Origin of the sequence: Citrobacter sp. Cpo074 (assembly GCF_030332745.1) — a bacterium.
In the GTDB taxonomy this organism is placed as follows: domain Bacteria; phylum Pseudomonadota; class Gammaproteobacteria; order Enterobacterales; family Enterobacteriaceae; genus Citrobacter; species Citrobacter portucalensis.
In genome coordinates this window covers 426,494-444,150 of sequence record NZ_JAOWHG010000027.1, presented here as the reverse complement: position 1 = coordinate 444,150, position 17,657 = coordinate 426,494, and the positions used below count along the sequence as shown (strand labels likewise).

Annotated in this window: 19 protein-coding genes; 7 read left to right on the top strand and 12 right to left on the bottom strand. The window is 52.7% G+C overall.

The window, feature by feature from the left end; translation table 11 throughout:
• Positions 1 to 71: 71 nt before the first annotated feature.
• The 6 genes from OGX83_RS06695 (at position 72) to OGX83_RS06670 (ending at position 6,293) form a co-directional block, all read left to right on the top strand.
• Positions 72 to 1,649, top strand: a complete 1,578-nt coding sequence (locus OGX83_RS06695; RefSeq protein WP_208744316.1) for a methyl-accepting chemotaxis protein — start codon at positions 72 to 74, stop codon at positions 1,647 to 1,649.
• A gap of 62 nt (positions 1,650 to 1,711) precedes the next feature.
• Positions 1,712 to 2,638, top strand: coding sequence for a glutaminase B (gene glsB / locus OGX83_RS06690; protein ID WP_003832944.1), 927 nt, complete (start codon positions 1,712 to 1,714; stop codon positions 2,636 to 2,638).
• Entirely contained in the window at positions 2,638 to 2,997 is a 360-nt protein-coding gene (locus OGX83_RS06685) for a DUF4186 domain-containing protein (protein ID WP_008784753.1), read from the top strand. Before glsB ends, OGX83_RS06685 begins: the two co-directional genes overlap by 1 nt.
• An 80-nt stretch (positions 2,998 to 3,077) precedes the next feature.
• On the top strand, positions 3,078 to 3,605 hold the full coding sequence (locus OGX83_RS06680; protein WP_286587631.1) for a GNAT family N-acetyltransferase: 528 nt from the start codon (positions 3,078 to 3,080) through the stop codon (positions 3,603 to 3,605).
• Positions 3,606 to 3,711: 106 nt separating this feature from the next.
• Positions 3,712 to 5,163, top strand: a complete 1,452-nt coding sequence (locus OGX83_RS06675) for a tagaturonate reductase (RefSeq protein ID WP_008784755.1) — start codon at positions 3,712 to 3,714, stop codon at positions 5,161 to 5,163.
• A 215-nt stretch (positions 5,164 to 5,378) separates the two neighbouring features.
• Positions 5,379 to 6,293, top strand: coding sequence for a bestrophin family protein (locus OGX83_RS06670; protein WP_286587629.1), 915 nt, complete (start codon positions 5,379 to 5,381; stop codon positions 6,291 to 6,293).
• Here OGX83_RS06670 and OGX83_RS06665 read toward each other — a convergent pair.
• Entirely contained in the window at positions 6,290 to 6,667 is a 378-nt protein-coding gene (locus OGX83_RS06665; RefSeq protein ID WP_003832953.1) for a GFA family protein, read from the bottom strand. The two genes, OGX83_RS06670 and OGX83_RS06665, sit on opposite strands and share 4 nt — an antisense overlap.
• Before the next feature lie 131 nt (positions 6,668 to 6,798).
• Entirely contained in the window at positions 6,799 to 7,557 is a 759-nt protein-coding gene (tam, locus tag OGX83_RS06660) for a trans-aconitate 2-methyltransferase (protein ID WP_057067518.1), read from the bottom strand.
• A gap of 110 nt (positions 7,558 to 7,667) precedes the next feature.
• Here tam and OGX83_RS06655 point away from each other — a divergent pair, with 110 nt between their 5' ends.
• Complete coding sequence (locus OGX83_RS06655; protein ID WP_048226507.1) at positions 7,668 to 8,189, top strand: GNAT family N-acetyltransferase; 522 nt, start codon at positions 7,668 to 7,670, stop codon at positions 8,187 to 8,189.
• A 9-nt stretch (positions 8,190 to 8,198) separates the two neighbouring features.
• Here OGX83_RS06655 and OGX83_RS06650 read toward each other — a convergent pair whose 3' ends face one another.
• The 10 genes from OGX83_RS06650 to OGX83_RS06605 are packed head-to-tail and all read right to left on the bottom strand — an operon-like array spanning position 8,199 to position 17,620.
• The gene (locus OGX83_RS06650; RefSeq protein WP_153753091.1) at positions 8,199 to 9,035 is read right to left on the bottom strand and encodes a DMT family transporter; all 837 of its coding nucleotides are present in this window, start codon (positions 9,033 to 9,035) and stop codon (positions 8,199 to 8,201) included.
• A gap of 52 nt (positions 9,036 to 9,087) precedes the next feature.
• Positions 9,088 to 9,465: a hypothetical protein gene (locus OGX83_RS06645; protein WP_048235393.1), complete on the bottom strand. Its 378-nt coding sequence runs from the start codon at positions 9,463 to 9,465 to the stop codon at positions 9,088 to 9,090.
• 23 nt (positions 9,466 to 9,488) lie between these two features.
• Complete coding sequence (locus OGX83_RS06640) at positions 9,489 to 10,490, bottom strand: HAD family hydrolase (protein WP_048235392.1); 1,002 nt, start codon at positions 10,488 to 10,490, stop codon at positions 9,489 to 9,491.
• Positions 10,487 to 11,500 (bottom strand): oxygen tolerance domain protein, encoded by a 1,014-nt coding sequence (locus OGX83_RS06635; RefSeq protein WP_270423418.1) that lies wholly within the window; start codon positions 11,498 to 11,500, stop codon positions 10,487 to 10,489. Before OGX83_RS06635 ends, OGX83_RS06640 begins: the two co-directional genes overlap by 4 nt.
• Positions 11,497 to 13,011, bottom strand: coding sequence for a tetratricopeptide repeat protein (locus OGX83_RS06630; protein ID WP_286587624.1), 1,515 nt, complete (start codon positions 13,009 to 13,011; stop codon positions 11,497 to 11,499). Before OGX83_RS06630 ends, OGX83_RS06635 begins: the two co-directional genes overlap by 4 nt.
• Positions 13,008 to 13,985 carry a VWA domain-containing protein gene (locus OGX83_RS06625; protein ID WP_286587623.1) on the bottom strand — a complete coding sequence of 326 codons (978 nt, stop codon included), beginning with the start codon at positions 13,983 to 13,985 and terminating at the stop codon, positions 13,008 to 13,010. Before OGX83_RS06625 ends, OGX83_RS06630 begins: the two co-directional genes overlap by 4 nt.
• Positions 13,978 to 14,418, bottom strand: a complete 441-nt coding sequence (locus OGX83_RS06620) for a DUF4381 domain-containing protein (RefSeq protein WP_048235388.1) — start codon at positions 14,416 to 14,418, stop codon at positions 13,978 to 13,980. The genes OGX83_RS06625 and OGX83_RS06620 overlap by 8 nt, the downstream gene beginning before the upstream one ends.
• The gene (locus tag OGX83_RS06615; protein WP_286587621.1) at positions 14,419 to 15,324 is read right to left on the bottom strand and encodes a DUF58 domain-containing protein; all 906 of its coding nucleotides are present in this window, start codon (positions 15,322 to 15,324) and stop codon (positions 14,419 to 14,421) included.
• Positions 15,324 to 16,328, bottom strand: a complete 1,005-nt coding sequence (locus OGX83_RS06610) for an AAA family ATPase (RefSeq protein ID WP_286587619.1) — start codon at positions 16,326 to 16,328, stop codon at positions 15,324 to 15,326. The genes OGX83_RS06615 and OGX83_RS06610 overlap by 1 nt, the downstream gene beginning before the upstream one ends.
• The gene (locus OGX83_RS06605; protein ID WP_079934030.1) at positions 16,325 to 17,620 is read right to left on the bottom strand and encodes an anaerobic sulfatase maturase; all 1,296 of its coding nucleotides are present in this window, start codon (positions 17,618 to 17,620) and stop codon (positions 16,325 to 16,327) included. Before OGX83_RS06605 ends, OGX83_RS06610 begins: the two co-directional genes overlap by 4 nt.
• Positions 17,621 to 17,657 lie beyond the last annotated feature (37 nt).

Below are 17,657 nucleotides of genomic sequence, written 5' to 3'. Positions count from 1 at the left end.
TTATTTCTGCAATTTTTCTGTCATTTACTCTCCGTACACTCGCGGCTAACGCTTTGATACAGAAGAGTAATATGAACATAACGCAAATTTTCCATCGTCTAATACCCCGTCAGTTCGGTCTGTTAACCGGCATTTTTTGCATTATTGCGCTGTTCTCTGTTTTGCAGGTCGTGTCCTCCTTGATGCTCTCGGCCTCAGTCAGCGACGCACAGCATAATGAAGGGCGTAATCAACTCGCGCTTTTGCAGCAGGCAAAGGTCGATGAAGCGCGGGTGGCGTTATTATCTGCCAGCGATTTACTTAACCGTGCGGGAATTTATTTTATGCAGGATGCCGCCACCGGTTCGGACGGGAGTTGGCGTCCGTTAATGGAAGAGGCGTATCGGGCGCTGGCGCAGTCAAAAAGTGCATGGGATGCCTGGCGGGATATGAAGCCGCAGTCGGACCCGGATCTAACGGAGAGCTATCAGCGTTTTTATAGCGGTATTCAGGAGCAGGCGGATGGGCTGATGCAGTCAGGTTCCATTGATGCGTTTTTTGCCGTACCCGTGCAGGCCTTTCAGACAGACTTTAACGCTAATTACGCGCGCTTTCAGCAGGACAGTGGGCGACATGCGGAAGCTGGGCGTCAGCAGCTGTTGACCAGTCTTGAGCGTTTACAAAATCTATTTTTGTTTATTCCTCTGGTGCTGGTGGTTATCGCCTTTCTGGTCTGGCGTAGTATGTTCCGTTGGGTGATTATGCCGCTGCGACGGCTGATCGATCATATCGATATTTTAGCGGCGGGTGATCTTTCTCGGCCAGCCCCGCAGGTGAGTCAGTTTAATCGGGAAGTGACGCAATTAAGTTCGCGTATTGCTGCAATGCAGCAGGGGCTCTGCGCGCTGGTGCGGCAGGTGAATGATGCCACCACCGCAATGGTAGGAAATATCAACGAACTTGCGCAGAACAATAAACAACTATACCAGCAGTCGGCAAAACAAAGTGAAGAGTTGAGCACTGTGACATCGCATATTTCGGTTCTGGAAACGCATGTTGAGGATAACAGTGGCTTTGCTGAACTGGCGAATCAACGCGCAGTGCAGGCGCGTGATATTGCGGCAGGTGGAGACCGAATGATGGCGACGGTAAATGCGTCAATGCAGGCGATTGTGACTCGCTCGTCTGAAATGCGAGGGATTACAACGCTTATCGACAACATTGCATTTCAGACAAATATCCTGGCTCTTAACGCGGCAATCGAGGCAGCACATGCCGGGGAGCAAGGGCGCGGGTTTGCCGTGGTTGCGAAAGAAGTTGGGCTGCTGGCGCGAAAAAGTGGTCAGTCTACGCAAAACATTCAGACACTGATTAAACACTCGTTACAGGGCATTGAAGAGGGCTTTCACGCGGTTAACGGACTGGATAAGAATTTGCAGCAGGTTATCGCACTGGTGGAAAACCTCGGCGCGTTACTGAACGACATTTCGACTGCAACGTTAAATCAGGGGAACAGTATTCATCAGTTAACCCGTCAGCTCCATGTCCTGAACGGCGAAGCCCGACAAACCAGTGATCTGGTGAATGCTGCATCTGATTCTTCCTTACAGCTTCACCATGAATCTAACCAGCTTATGCAGGCCGTGGCCAGATTCCGCCTTCCGGCCTGACGCTGCGTATTCAGCTCTGTTATACTCGCAGGCCTTTCATACCTGCGAGCAAGGAGCATGTTGTGGCCAGGGCCATGGACAATTCAATTTTAGAGACCATTGTGCAGCAGGTTCGTCCGCTGATTGGTCAGGGTAAAGTCGCTGATTACATTCCGGCATTAGCCTCCGTCGACGGTTCAAAACTGGGTATTGCTATCTGTACCGTTGATGGACAGCACTATCAGGCGGGAGATGCGCAAGAACGTTTTTCTATTCAGTCGATTTCAAAGGTGCTCAGTCTGGTCGTGGCGATGCGTCACTATCAGGAAGAGGAGATCTGGCAGCGTGTCGGCAAAGATCCTTCCGGTCATCCTTTTAACTCCCTGGTGCAGCTGGAAATGGAGCAGGGTATCCCTCGCAACCCCTTTATTAATGCCGGGGCGCTGGTGGTTTGCGATATGCTGCAAGGGCGTCTAAGCGCACCGCGTCAACGGATGCTGGAAGTGGTGCGGGCATTAAGCGGCGTTTCGGATATCGCCTATGATGCGACGGTCGCGCGATCGGAGTTTGAGCACTCGGCGCGTAACGCCGCTATTGCCTGGCTGATGAAATCCTTCGGCAATTTTCACCATGACGTGCCCACCGTTTTGCAGAACTATTTTCACTACTGCGCGCTGAAAATGAGCTGTGTGGAACTGGCGCGGACTTTTGTCTTTTTGGCAAATCAAGGGCATGCCTTTCATCTTGCTGAGCCTGTGGTCACTCCTATGCAGGCCCGGCAGATCAATGCGCTGATGGCGACCAGCGGCATGTATCAGAACGCAGGGGAATTTGCCTGGCGGGTCGGGCTTCCGGCGAAATCAGGTGTGGGTGGCGGCATCGTGGCGATCGTGCCACACGAGATGGCGATTGCTGTCTGGAGTCCGGAACTGGATCCGGCGGGAAATTCACTGGCCGGTATCGCCGTGCTGGAGCAATTAACACAACAGCTGGGGCGCTCGGTTTACTGATGAAAACGCTCGATCCTCTTTTTGCCCGGCTGGCGAAATCAACGTTTCGCTCGCGGTTTCGTCTTGGTCAGAAAGAAAGGCAGTATTGTCTGGATAAAGGGGCGCCAGTTATCGAGCAACATGCTGCGGATTTTATAGCTAAACGACTGGCACCTGCGTTTCCCGCCAATGATGGAAAACAGACTCCTATGCGTGGTCACCCGGTATTTATTGCTCAACATGCTACGGCGACGTGCTGTCGAGGGTGTCTGGCGAAATGGCATGATATACCTCAGGGTGTAGCGCTAAACGATGAACAGCAACGTTACGTTGTCACGGTTATTTACCACTGGTTAGTGCTCCAAATGAACAAGCCATAGATAACATTATCCTATGATATGCCCCCTTGTGTTGTGTAATTGTTAAAAGCAGTATGAAGGGGTCAATCTAAGGAGAAACCATGGCTTCCGGCAAACCCTGCTTTGTGCTGAGCGCGGCACAGATTCTGTCGAGAATCGACGAGCTCAGCGATGTTCTTGAACAGTGCGTCAATGACGGCGCCTCCATCAGTTTTATGCTGCCCTTTAATCGCGAAAAATCAGAGCCTTTCTGGATGAAGGTCGCGCAAAGTGTTTCTCGCGGTGAACGGATCGTTCTTGGTACGCAGAATGCGCAGGGGGTGCTTGTCGGTACCGTCCAACTCATTATCGATCAACCCGAAAATCAACCTCATCGTGCTGATGTCGCCAAACTGCTGGTTCACCCTTCAGCGCGACGCGGTGGCCTGGCCCGTGAATTGATGAACGAACTGGAAAGTTGCGCGCGTCAACAAGGTAAAACGCTGCTGGTGCTTGATACGGCGACGGGCAGTGGTGCGGAGTTGTTCTACCACAATTGTGGGTGGAAAAAGGTAGGGGTGATACCTGACTATGCCCAAATGCCCAACGGGACGCTGACCGGAACCACACTTTTCTATAAAACGCTCTAATTTGTCGCCGGGGATTGATCAAAACAGGGTTTCAATGTATTAAAGTTTGCTAACCTATTGGACCAATTCAATCAGGTTGTATGACTAATCATAAAGGGAACCCATTGTGCAAACACTAAATCGTCGCGATTTCCCCGGTGCTCAGTATCCTGAACGCATTATTCAGTTTGGTGAAGGAAACTTCCTGCGCGCCTTTGTAGACTGGCAGGTAGATCTGCTCAACGAGCATACCGATCTGAACGCTGGTGTGGTCATTGTTCGTCCTATCGAAAGTTCCTTCCCGCCATCGCTGAGTACGCAGGATGGCCTCTATACCACTATCATTCGTGGTTTGAATGAGAAGGGCGAGGCCGTCAGTGATGCCCGTCTAATTCGTTCAGTTAACCGTGAAATCAGCGTCTATAGCGAATACGATGAGTTCCTGAAGCTGGCGCATAATCCTGATATGCGTTTTGTGTTCTCTAACACCACGGAAGCAGGTATCAGTTACCACGCAGGCGATAAGTTTGACGACGCGCCAGCGGTTAGTTATCCGGCTAAACTGACGCGTCTGCTGTTCGAACGCTTCAGCTATTTTAACGGCGCATTGGATAAAGGCTGGATTATCATCCCTTGCGAACTGATTGATTATAACGGTGATGCACTGCGTGAACTGGTTCTGCGCTACGCTCAGGAGTGGGCGCTACCGGAAGCATTTATTCAGTGGTTGGATCAAGCCAACGCATTTTGTTCCACGCTGGTGGACCGTATTGTTACCGGCTATCCGCGTGATGAGGTAGCTAAGCTCGAAGCTGAACTGGGCTATCATGATGCTTTCCTCGATACCGCAGAACATTTCTATCTGTTTGTCATTCAGGGGCCGAAGTCATTAGCCGCAGAACTACGTCTGGATAAGTATCCGCTGAATGTCCTGATCGTGGATGACATCAAACCGTACAAAGAGCGCAAAGTGGCGATTCTCAACGGTGCTCACACCGCGCTGGTCCCTGTTGCCTGGCAGGCAGGGTTGGACACCGTGGGCGAGGCGATGAATGACGCTGAGATTTGTGCTTTCGTGGAGAAAGCGATCTATGAAGAGATCATTCCGGTACTGGATTTACCACGTGATGAGTTAGCTTCTTTCGCCAGCGCGGTAACCGGTCGATTCTGCAACCCGTATATAAAACATCAGCTGCTGTCGATTGCCCTGAATGGCATGACCAAATTCCGCACCCGTATATTGCCGCAACTGCTGGCAGGGCAACAGGCCAGCGGTAAGCTGCCGGCGCGTTTGACGTTTGCGCTTGCCGCGTTAATTGCTTTTTATCGTGGAGAGCGCAACGGTGAGTCTTATCCGGTTCAGGATGATGCGCACTGGATAGAACGTTTTCAACAGCTGTGGTCCCAGCATCGCGATCGCCAGATAAGTACCGAAGCGTTGGTCAAATCTGTACTGGGTGTCAAAGAACACTGGGAACAAGATCTGACGCAGGTTTCTGGACTGGTGGAACAGGTCTCTGCCGATCTCGATACCATTCTGGCAAAAGGTATGCGTGAAGCCGTTAAGCCACTGTGCTAAGACGACTACCGACAACCCGGCTCAGGCCGGGTTTTTTGTGGATATGCATTAGTTACAACATACTGTGTGGTTTATATCATAAACCCGGTCTGTAACTTAGGTGCGGCTTCATTTTAAGCAGGGCCAAAGTTGTTGGGATAATGTTGCGATTAACTTGCAACATTGATCGCTATCGCGTCTAATGTGACGGATTTCACATTTTCCCGAAGATAACCATGATCGTTCGTCCCCAACAACACTGGCTGCGCCTGATATTCGTCTGGCATGGTTCCGTATTATCTAAAATATTCTCACGGCTGCTGCTGAACTTCCTGCTCTCCATCGCCGTTATCATCATGTTGCCCTGGTATACGATGTTGGGTATCAAATTTACCCTGGCACCGTTCAGTATTCTGGGCGTGGCGATTGCTATCTTTTTAGGTTTTCGCAATAACGCCTGCTATTCACGTTATGTCGAAGCCCGACACCTGTGGGGGCAGTTGATGATTGCTTCCCGATCACTACTTCGCGAGGTGAAAACCACCTTACCGGATGACGCCGAACTGGGGCAGTTTGTTCGTCTGCAAATCGCATTTGCCCACTGTTTACGCATGACATTACGTCGAAACCCACAGGCAGAGCCGTTGGCGAAATATCTCATCGAGAAAGATCTGCAGACGGTATTTGCCGCACAATCGCCAGCAAACCGCATTTTGTTGCTGATGGGGGAGTGGTTGGCCATACGCAGACGTGATGGACAGCTGTCCGATATATTATTTCATAGTTTAAACAACAGATTAAATGATATGTCGGCAGTACTGGCAGGTTGTGAGCGAATCGCGAATACACCAGTTCCGTTTGCTTATACTTTGATCCTTCATCGCACTGTTTATCTGTTTTGTATCATGCTGCCATTCGCGTTGGTGGTGGATCTTCACTACATGACGCCGTTTATTTCAGTGCTTATTTCCTATACTTTTATCTCACTCGATGCGCTTGCGGAAGAGCTTGAAGATCCGTTTGGTACTGAGAACAATGATCTGCCGCTGGATGCGATTTGCAATGCAATCGAAATCGATTTACTGCAAATGAACGATGAAACCAATGTGCCAGCAAAACATATGCCGGATAAACATTACCAACTAACTTAGTTTCGTTCTGTTTCCCACCATGCTGGCCGCATATCAGAAAACGAATGAAACTCCGGCGCCAGATCTTCATCATTAGGATCGTCAAAAGCGCCGGCTAAAAGCGCAATGACCGGAGCGTCATCGATGGCGCCCACGGAACTACCGCACTGAGGGCAAAAAGCCCGACTGGTGGTTTCAGATGAGCGCCAGGTTGTTGGTTTTCCGGCTTTTCCCGTCCATTCTACATTTTCTGCATCAAACTCAATCCAGACGACAGTCGGGGCCCCCGTATGTTTCCGGCATATATCGCATGAGCAGGTATGGGAATTATTAGGACTGCTGGCAGTGAAGCGGATCGAGCCACACAGACACCCACCAATGTAGACTTTAGACATAACAACCCCCGTCAGAAACATGTGGCAAGACACTAGCAGATGCCTGACATAGCCACTAGATCCTTATGATAAAAAGGCGAGGGCGCGCATACTCGGTAGCCCTGTCCTGTGATCTGTCTGATGATAAACGCTTAACTATTGCGTCTGGCAACAATAAACAACCGCGGAAAGGCCAGCAAAATATTGCCGTTTTCCTGCAACGGATATTGATCCTGAAGCAGTTCATGGTAGCGAGCCAGGTAATGACGCTGCTCGCTTTCGCTCAAATCCTGCAACCAGGGGCGTAGTCCCGTTGAGCTTACCCAGTCGATAATCGCCTGATGCGAATCCATAATGTGATAATACGTTGTACGCCAGATATCCACATCACAACCCGCTTCGGTTAAAATATCATAGTAGGCGTGAACGCCAGGAAGCGGAGCACGCCCCCGGTCGGGGTAATCTTGTTCATAAGCCACTTCGCGCATCAGTACATGCGTGGGCTCCAGCCAGTTATCCGGCATTTGCACGGCCAGAACGCCGTTGTGACTCAGCTGTGAGACCAAATGTGGGAATAATTCATAGTGATCGGGCACCCACTGTAACGACGCATTTGCATAAAGCAGATCCACGGGATGCTCGGGCTTAAACTGGCTAATATCCGCTTCGATAAAATGGCAGTCAGGTAATGCGTTGCGTGCTTCATTCAGCATAGCAGGTGAAGAATCGACACCTGTTGTCTTTGCCGTGGGCCAGCGCTGATGCAGCAATGCCGTACTGTTTCCCGGACCACAACCAAGATCAACAACTGAGCGGACATTTTCTAACGCCACACGGCTGAGTAATTCTGCTGCGGGTCTTGAACGTTCAGTTGCATATTGCAGATAAAGCGAAGGGTTCCAGTCGGCCATGTATAAATCTCCAGTATGAGAGGAAAAGTCGGAAAAGGACGGTATAAGACCTTGCCGATGAGCCACTTATTTTAGAAGATTATATGAAAATGAATGATAAGGGCAGGAATATGCTGGAAACATCAAGGTTGATATTACGACAGTGGGAGGCTAAAGACCGAGCCCCTTTTGCTGCACTCAATGCCGATTCTGACGTGATGCGTTTTTTCCCCGCGCCGCTACAGAAAGCTGAAAGCGATAACCTGGCCGATAGATTTAGTGAAGGTATTGCAGAACGCGGCTGGGGATTTTGGGCCGTAGAGCTAAAAGAAACACACCAGTTTGTGGGCTGTGTGGGGTTGCATCCACAACCTGATAAATTTCATTTTTCACCCTGTACCGAAATTGGCTGGCGCCTTGCTAAAGCATACTGGCACCAGGGTCTGGCGTTAGAAGCCGCGCAAGCGAGTCTTGCATTTGCTTTTGACGTACTGGCGCTAAATGAAGTCGTTTCATTTACTTCTGTGCTGAATAAACCGTCAGAGAATCTGATGATACGACTTGGTATGAATAAAACAGAAGAGTTCACGCATCCCGCGTTGCCGCCAGATCATCGATTGGCACAACATGTTCTGTATCGTCTTTGCCGATAATTAATTAGTCTATTTTGCTCCTTTTCTCATATCAGAGAAAATAACTAAGCCAATTCCAGCCAAAATAATGACGCTTGCGAGAAGAATTCTGACGGTGAGCGTTTCGCCCAAAAATAGGATCCCACCGAGAGTGGCCAGACAAGGTACGCTGAGTTGAATAGTACTGGCCGTTGTGGACCTGAGTAAGGGGAGCAATGAATACCAGAGCAGATATGCACCTCCCGATGTAATTGCACCAGAAAGCACGCCCAGAACTAATCCATATATATCAATATGAAGATGAGAGCGGAAGAACAGAGGGATAATCAATGCGACCGGGATTGCCAGGATGAAATTCCCCCCGGTTGAGGCAGCAGCATCCGTGATTTTTTTCCCTGTGATACTGTAGAAAGCCCAGGCTAACCCAGCAATAACCATCATTATTGCAGCATACAAGGAAGGGCGTTCTGCACCAGGAAGCAGCAATATGGCTATTCCAGCCAATGCCCCGAGTATTCCTGTTATTTTTAAAATTACGAGCTTTTCTCCCTGAGCTATCCCCCAAACTGTCATGACGAGCTGAACGGTACCAAAGAGCAGCAGGGCACCAGCACCGGTGCTGAGAGAAACATAGGCAATGGAGAATGAAAAAACATAGATACAAAGGAGCAGGGCATTTAACCACTTGAACTCAAATTTTCTGCTGTCAGATGTTATCGCAATAAAAAAGAAAAGGGCAATTGCGCCACTTATCAACCGGAGGCTGCTGAATGAAATAGCATCAGCATGCATCCCCTTCAATGCGAGTCGGCAAAGTACGGAGTTGCCGGCAAATGCGACCATTGCGATGATGATTCTGATGAGCAAGATAACGTCCTTTAGTCGATACGATAATTAGCGCAAGATGCAGGTGTTGTCTTTAAAAACAGGTGTGTTGATTAACATAATTGCCAACATCAACGACTCTATTCGTGTTGGGATCGACATTAAGAACGACAAAACGCATTTGCGGGCAGAACAGCTCTGCACTTTTCTTGCTGCATTCAGTTTGTAGCCATCGATGCTCACCCTGTTCGGTTACAACCGTGTTCACGTTTCCGTATTCGCTGCACACAAAACCTTTTTCAGTTGCTCTTTGCCTTGCTCCCTCCAGGCTCAGACCAATAACATTCAGCTCATCGACCTCTTTGGCATGTGTGCTGTCGGAAACACGGGTTAATGTGCAGCTCGACAGCGTAGAGGTAGAAAGTAGTAATAATATGATACGTAAGAAGATGTTATCGTCTTTTAGGAACATGGACTGATGCCTTAAACAGATCGTTATGGTGATGATTTCACGACGCACTGCGCCGGGTCAAATACGGTCTTCCAGTCCTGTTTCATATCAACCACGGTCCAGCCATGCGATTTCGCCTGCGTTAATCCATCAACAAGTTTTCCGCTTGCGGGTGGGTGACTATCATAGGCGTATTCACGTGCGGCATCGGTATGATGGACCAGCAGTCCGAAGGTTTTCGCGTCCGGATTGGCGGCCGTGTACTGCAGCATGGCGAGATCGCCATCGCTATTGCCAAATGCGCCCACGGGGCGCTGCCCCATAAACAGGTGGATCGCCACGGGCTTGTTCGCCGCGTCATCATTGAAGGCTCCCGACATCGTCTTGGTGATTGTTGTCCCATCTCCGGATAACGCGAACTCGCCGAGCGCGAACGATCCGATCACCTGTTCTGGCGGAATACCATACATTTTTTGCGAGAGCACGCGCATGAAATCTATCCCGCCGCCGGAAACAATCCAGGTTTTAAAGCCATTCTCTCGTAGATAATCCAGCAACTGACGCATAGGTTGATATCCCATCTGGTCATACTGGCAGCCAAAACGTGGGTCTTTATGCGTTGAAACCCAGTTGGCAACCCGCTGAGTAAAGTCCTCCGTTGTCATGCCACTGTGCGTGAGCGATAGCAGGTGCATAAGCCCTTTTTCTCCTGAACCGACGACGCTTTTGAGGTCGTCTTTCAATACGGCCTGCACCAGCGGATCGTTCGACCAATTGGGATTTTCTGGGGCAAGACGTTTAATCTCGTCCAGCGCGAACTGGATCTGAAACGTCATCGGCGCTTCCGGCCACAGTGTCCCGTCATTATCAAATACGACGTAGCGTTTATCAGTGGGAATAAACGTTGGACGATCGGGGTTGGTGGCATTTTGTACCCATTCTTCAATAGCGTGTTTGGCTGCCGTGTCATTCCATGCGGAGAGGGGCTCAGCCGCGGCGGTGCTGCAAAGGCCGCATAAAGCCAGTGTAATTAACGTACGCTTCATTGTGAGTTCCTGTTATCTGGGGTTTGTCCCGGTAACGAAATCGGCTGCCAGAATCGGCACCAGCGGTGAGATAAATAACGCGCGCTACGCAGCAATGTGCGGCGGAAAATAAACATAAGAACGAGTAAAGCGAGGCTGCCCGTCAGCAGCAGCACGGTCGACCATGTGAAGGTGTCGCGGCTGCCTTTTAACACAGATTCTGCCCCAGCGGTGCGTGAAGCGGCAACGGTATATTTACTGCCGGGCAGTTCAGCGATTTGCCATTGCTGATGGGTTGTATCCCACCAACGTAATTTAATCGGCGGTAGTGTGATTTCTCCTGCAACAACCGGTAAATAGCGGAGTGTTTCCACGCGTTCAGCGCCTGTAATGTCACCGCGCCCCGACGTCAGCATACGGTTTTCAGGTGTCAACCGTTGGGTGTGCGTGCCGTTTATAGCATACAGCAGCTGTGGGATCTGAGCGGGCATCACATCGGTAGCGCTGGCGGTGACGACGCGTTCGATTACGTCACCGGCGCGCAGCGTTTTATCTTCACCACTGCGGTAAATATTGACCTTCTGGCTGAGCGACAAGCTGGACGCGGGCAGAAAACGGTCCGGTTGTTGGACGCCTGTCGGCCAGCTAACCGCCGTTTCCAGTGCAGGCAGATTGACCGTTACGGGGGCTTGCCCGGATGCGGTTAATGTCATTTCGAAAGCCGGTAAATCCAGCTTACCCTGATCCCATGCAGTGATTTGGCGTTCCATGCGCACGCCGCTCCAGCTTGTACCGCCATCGTGACGGGTCAGCAACTGATTCGGTGACGTACTGGTTAGAATGTCGCCATTTTCTACTGGGAAATCAGGCCACTGCGGCGGCGGGTTAAACCAGGAATCTGTCCAGAACGTTACCGCTACCCGCACCGGCTGGCCAGGGACAACGTGTTCGGGGGCGATCAATTCGCGGGAGACCGTCATTGCTGCCTGGCAGGGAAGTACCGCCAGCAGTAATAACCAGATAAGCTTCATTGGTCTTCTCCTGGCTGGGTTCGGTAGAGGCTTTCTAACAGCCCAGAAGGTGAAACCGCCAGATTTTCATACCACTGATTCACCTGTGGATTCCCTCCGGCAATGGGCTGAATATCCTTTTGTTCTACCCCCTGGTGGGGCTTCAGGTCGTGCTTAATATCATCGGGTTTATAATCTTCTTCTTCTCCCTGAGCCGATTTATTTTCGCGCTCCTTTTGTCGCAGTTGCATGATGATTGCGGCGATTTTTGCGCGGTTACCCTGCGCCAGCTTCCAGTCCGGGCGCAGGCTTAACGCCCGATCGTAGCTGTTCAACGCCTGTTGCCACTGCTTTTGCTGGGCGTAGCTATTGCCTGTCCAGAGCAGTGCTTCCGGGGTTTGTTCCGCCTGTCGGAACGCGGCGGTAGCGGCGGGATAATTTCCCGCCCGATACCATGCGATACCTTGCCGGAGTGGATCGTTAAAATGCTGGGCCGCGCGGGCGTAATCCCCTTTGGAGAACGCACGCTGCCCCTGCACATCGGGGCTTATCCAGGCATCCAGCCAGGCGGCGTGGCCGGAAGGCTGCCAGAGCAGCAGCGGCGCGACCAACACCCAGCAAAAGAGCTGGCGTCGCCAGATTAACAGCAGGGCAAGTATTGGGATCGTTAGCATCCAGCCATCGTTCCGCCAGTGTAAATCGCTGCGGGCATTGTTTTGCGCGGTGACACTTTGCTGGATGTGGCTCTGTACCACGGGCAGGTCTTCATCATCGGTGGTTACCAGCGTGACCGGAATTCCGTCGTCGCGCATCTGCTCGAAGCGCGAAACGTTCAACCGTGTATCCGTACCGCTGGCGGCATATTTCTCGGGCAGCACGCCCCCTTGCGCGGTTCCGGGCACCCAGATTTGTAGCGGCGTATTTTGTTCACCAAGCCATCTGGCGTCTTCCGCGCTTAAGGTATCGGTCACCAGGATAATGCTGCGCGGCGCGGCGGGCATATTGTGCATTGCCAGCGAGACCGCATGTTGTAATCCAGAACCTTCGCCAGACGGTAATAGTGTAGGCGTTTGCGCATGCAGGAACAGCGAGTAAAAGGCCGTATCGACGGTAAGTGGAGTGGTAAGCCAGGCCCCGGCGTTATAGACCACCAGGCCAAAGCGTGTTCCCGGCATGCGTTCCATCAGCGACATGATTTTGGTCTGCATCCGCTGATGTCGGCTGGGAGGCAGGTCGCTGGCAAGCATCGCGGTATCCTGCTGCAAAATCACCATCACGTTGCTTTCTGGCGTCAGGGCGGCGGGAAGCTGACGCTGCCAGCTTGGGCCTGCGAGCGCGATAACACCAAGTATCACCAGCCACGGCAGCGCCCGACTGAGTTTACGTTGTCGCCCGACGATCAGCGCGTTTGCCAGCGACTTATCCATAATGCGCGACCAGGCGCTACGCCCTGCAGAGGGTAACCACCACAGTGCGATGGCAGGAATCAACAGCAGCAAACGCCAGGGGTATAAAAAGTGAAAATCACTCATGCCATTCTCTCCCTGAGCGCGCGATAAATATTCAAAGCCAGCAATAAAACCAGTGCGGCAGCGAGAGGCCAGGCAAACAACGGTATTCGCCATGACCAGCCAATACTCTTCACCTGCACCGGCGTGATGGCGTCAATTTCTTGCCAGACCGCATCCAGCGACGCACCGCTGTTCTGCGCCGTCCATGCGCGCCCGCCGGTGGTATGGGCGATATCCTGCAAAAGACCTAAATCCACCTTGTCATCGCCGCTGCTGTTGACGTCGCCAAAAGCGATGGTGTGGACCTGTACGTGATGGCTGGCCGCCAGCTGTGCGGCAAGGCGAGGTGTCAACTGCGAAGCTGTGTCGTTACCGTCGGTCAGAAGAATGGCCAATTTGCTGGCTTCATTATCACCGCTGGAATCTAACAGTTTCACCGTCACGCCCAACGCGTCGCCAATCGCCGTCTGTTGCCCCGCCATGCCTGGCGCAAGCTGATTGATACGGGTTTCCAGCGCCTGTTTATCCTCACTGACGGGCGCAAATGGCCAGGCGCTGTTAGCAAAGATCACCAGACCGATACGATCTGATTTGCGGGCGGCCACGAATTTTTTAACCGATTCCTGCACCGCCTGTAGCCGGGTAATGCCCCCCGCAACATCGTTTTTTTCCATTGATCCAGAAACGTCCAGAATCAGCATGATGTTGCGCATTGGTTTTTCAATATGTTGTAGCGGAGTCAGCAATTCCGGGCGGGCAAGCGCGCAGACCAGCAGCGCCCAGACCAGCCAGAACAGCCCGGTCGATAACTTTCCGCTGTGGGCAGGCTGGCTATTGAGCTGGAGTTCATTGATCAGCCCGGGCAAAAAAGGGACCCGAACATACTCTTTAAGTGAGCGCTCTTTGGCCATCACAAAGTGGCCTACCAACGGTAGGATAAGTAGCAGCCAGGCCCATGGCCAGGCGAACGCCAGTCGTGAGAAGTATTCAGACATGGGGTAGTCCTTCAAGCCAGGTGCGAAGCTGCACACGCAGCCGTGCGGTATCGGCATCACTCAACTGGTTGTCTGGTTGACAGTATCGTTCGCAAAGACGTTGGCGCAGCGCATTATCCAGTGGGACAGACGGGAGCCATTGGGCAGGGGCCAGCGCACCGCTGACCTGTTCACGCGGCTGATGCACCAGCAAAATACGTTTCATCAGCAGCAGCCAGCTGTCCACCGTTTGCGGTTGAGTGAGGGCCGTCAGGGCCTGACGACGCCACAGATTGCGGCGCCATCTGGCGACGCGAAAGATGAGAAAAACCAGTATCACGAGGAGCACGACGCCGCCCAGAGCGAACCATCCCGGCGGCAGGGGAAACCATGACGGTGAATCGGGGAGAACCGGTTCCGCCAGTTCGGGTACCGTAAATCCTTTCTCCAGCATCTAAACCCCTTTTTGTAGCTGTCTGAGCAGATCCCCGGCGACAACAATCTGCTTCACCTGGACGCCAAGCCGCGTGAGGCGCGACGCCTGCGCCGAAAGCCGCGCTGTAATACTCTGTTTGATGCCGTCCTGTAGTGCAGGCGAGAGTGAAAATGCCGCCTCTTGCCCTTCATAACGGGCCGCCAGTCGCCCGTGAGCAGGCAGGCGCAAATGCAGATCGTCGAGCATCACGAACGCGCTCACTTCTCCCCGACGGCGCAGGGCCGCCAGCAGTGCATCGCATTCACTATCCATATCGTGAAAGTCGCTGATTAACGCGACCCAGCAGCCGGTTGGAATCAACGGCAGGCTGTGGCGCAGGATGGCTGCCAGCGTGAGCGGATGGGGGGTTTCATGCGGATAGTTGTCCGCCACGGCGTGGTTGTACTGCACTAAATCGTCGAGAAATGCAGGGAGTGAAGCGTTTGGCGCACGGCATTTGCGCAGGGAAAAGTCCTGGTCACCAAAGACGATACCGCCTAAACGATCGCCGTCGTGCCAGCTGCGCCAGGCCAGCAGCCCGGCGGTTTTAGCCGCAGCGACGGATTTTGTCTGCACGCGCGTCGAAAAAAACATATCCCGCCTCTGGTCGACCAACAAGAACACGGGACGTTCTTTCTCTTCGTTATACAGGCGAATCCACGGCGTACGCATGCGCGCGGTGGCCTGCCAGTCAATCAGCCGGACGTCGTCGCCGGGCTGATAGCGGCGTAGGCTGTCAAAGTTCAGCCCGCGACCTTGCTGTCGTGATGTGCGCTCTCCGCCAAGTGCACCTGGTGGGATCTGCCCTGGCGGATTGGCAATGGCTCGCGCATCGCCAGCGAGCTTCAGCAGCGTATCGCGGTCAACGCGAACGGCACTGTTCATCACGCTACCACGGCATCAAGGAGCATCCGTACGGCATCATCCGGCGTGCAGTTGTCGGCGCTGGCCTGGTAGCTGAGCATCAGGCGGTGGCGCAACACGGCCGGGGCTATCTTTTTAATGTCTTCTGGCAGCACCGCATCCCGACCTTCCAGCCAGGCCTGCGCGCGACCGCAGCGCTCCAGCGCCAGGGTGCCGCGGGGACTAATGCCAAAGGTCAGGTACCCGGCCAGCGTATCGCTCACCGACTGCGGATGGCGGCTTAAGTCCACCAGATTGACGATATAGTTTTCGACAGTAGAGGAAACATGAACGGCGGAAATAGCCTGCCAACATTCGGCAATTTCTTGTTGGCTCAGCATCAGCGCATCGGGTTGTTCAGGTGCGGTCGGTGTGGCGTTCGTCAATTGTTGGTACTTTTGCTGCTGTTCTCTGCGCACCAGTTGCATCACTTTCTGTTCGTTTTCTTTAGACGGGTAATGCACCAGCACCTTCATCAAAAAACGGTCCAGTTGGGCTTCCGGCAGCGGCCAGGTTCCTTCCTGATCCACCGGGTTTTGCGTGGCAAGGACCATAAAAACACCGGGCAGAGGCCAACTGTTGCCCGCCACCGTTACGTGACGTTCTTCCATGGCTTCCAGCAGAGCGGACTGCACGCGCGCCGAGGCGCGGTTAATTTCATCGGCGAGAATGATATTGCCGAACACCGGGCCAGGGCGGAAGCGGAACTGATCCTCTTCGCGGGATGCGTTTTGCTGATAGATTTCGCTGCCGGTGATGTCTGAAGGCAGAAGGTCCGGCGTGAACTGAATACGGCGGTAATCCCCCTCAACGTGGCGCGCAAGCTCACGCACAGCGCGAGTTTTCGCCAGACCCGGTAGGCCTTCCAGCAGAACGTGTCCATCACAAAGCAGGGCGATGATCAGCATGCGCACCAGCTCTTCCTGACCGAGAACCTGATCATTCATGCGTTGTTCAAGCTGTAATAATTTTTCTCGATTTATCATCGGCGTAGCCCTGCAAAATCACGTTTAAGTAAGGTTGTGATGCCCACCAGAATCGGCTCGGCATAGTTAAAAAAGGCTTTAATGCCCGGGCAAAGGTAGTTCAACCCCAGCTCGCCGTCCGGTGTGCGGACAATGCGGTTTTTCGGGCATTCGCCCCAGCACAGCTTCAGATAAGGGCAGGTTTTGCAGTAGTTGGGTAGCGTGTCGCGTTTGCCCATGCCGAAGGCTTTTTGCCGTTCGGAAAAAGCCAGGTGTGAAAGCTGGGCATGTTCAATATTGCCGATCTGGTACTCGGGATAGACGTAGTGATCGCAGGAAAAAATATCGCCGTTTTTCTCGATCGCCAGCCCTTTACCGCAGAACTCTGAATGGGTACAGATTTGAGCAGGCATTCCCATCGTCTGCGCGACCGCCGTTTCGAACAGATTGACCTGTACGCGGCCCAGATCGTTATTAACCCACTCTTCAAACACGGCGATCAGAAATGTGCCCCAGTCCTCCGGGTCAACTGACCAGTCGGTGACGATCGAATCGAGATCGCCAGGGCGCGCGCGGCGGCTACCGGTCAGCGGGATACTTTCGTCCTGCCAGAACTGCGGTGCGGTTTGCTTGAAATCAACCGGTTCGACGCACGGGTTAAACTGTACGTAGGTTGCGCCCAGTTCACGGGTGACGAAGCGGTATACTTCCAACGGAAAGCGGGCATTGGTGCGGTTTACCGTGACCAGGGCGTTAAATGGGACGCCGTGACGCTTGAGGGCCTCAACGCCCGCCATCACTTTGTCGAATGTCGGTTTGCCGCTACGGGTGACACGGTAGCGGTCATGCAGTTCTCGTGGGCCATCAATTGACAGCCCCACCAGAAATTGATGTTCTTTAAGAAATTCAGCCCATTTGTCGTTCAACAACACGCCATTAGTTTGTAAATCGTTCTCGACGCGCTGGCCGGGCTTCTGGTACTGCTTCTGAAATTTGACTACTTTCTGGAAGAATTCCAACCCCATCAATGTGGGTTCGCCACCTTGCCAGGAAAAGACCACCTGGTCGCCGTCCTGGCCATCAATGTATTGACGAATGAAATTCTCTAGCACCTCATCGCTCATGCCAGTATGTCTGTCCTGATGCAGCAGCTCTTCTTTGTGCAGGTAAAAACAGTAGGAACAGTCAAGGTTACAGGTCGAGCCGGTGGGCTTGGCCATCACATGAAAGCGGCGCTTGTATTCTGGCCCTTTGCCGTCATATTTTTCCGCCGACGGAAGCGCTTTAACCGGTAGTGTGGTGCTGTACTTCATATAGCAGACCCCTAACAAGAAAACGTCACTACTCTTC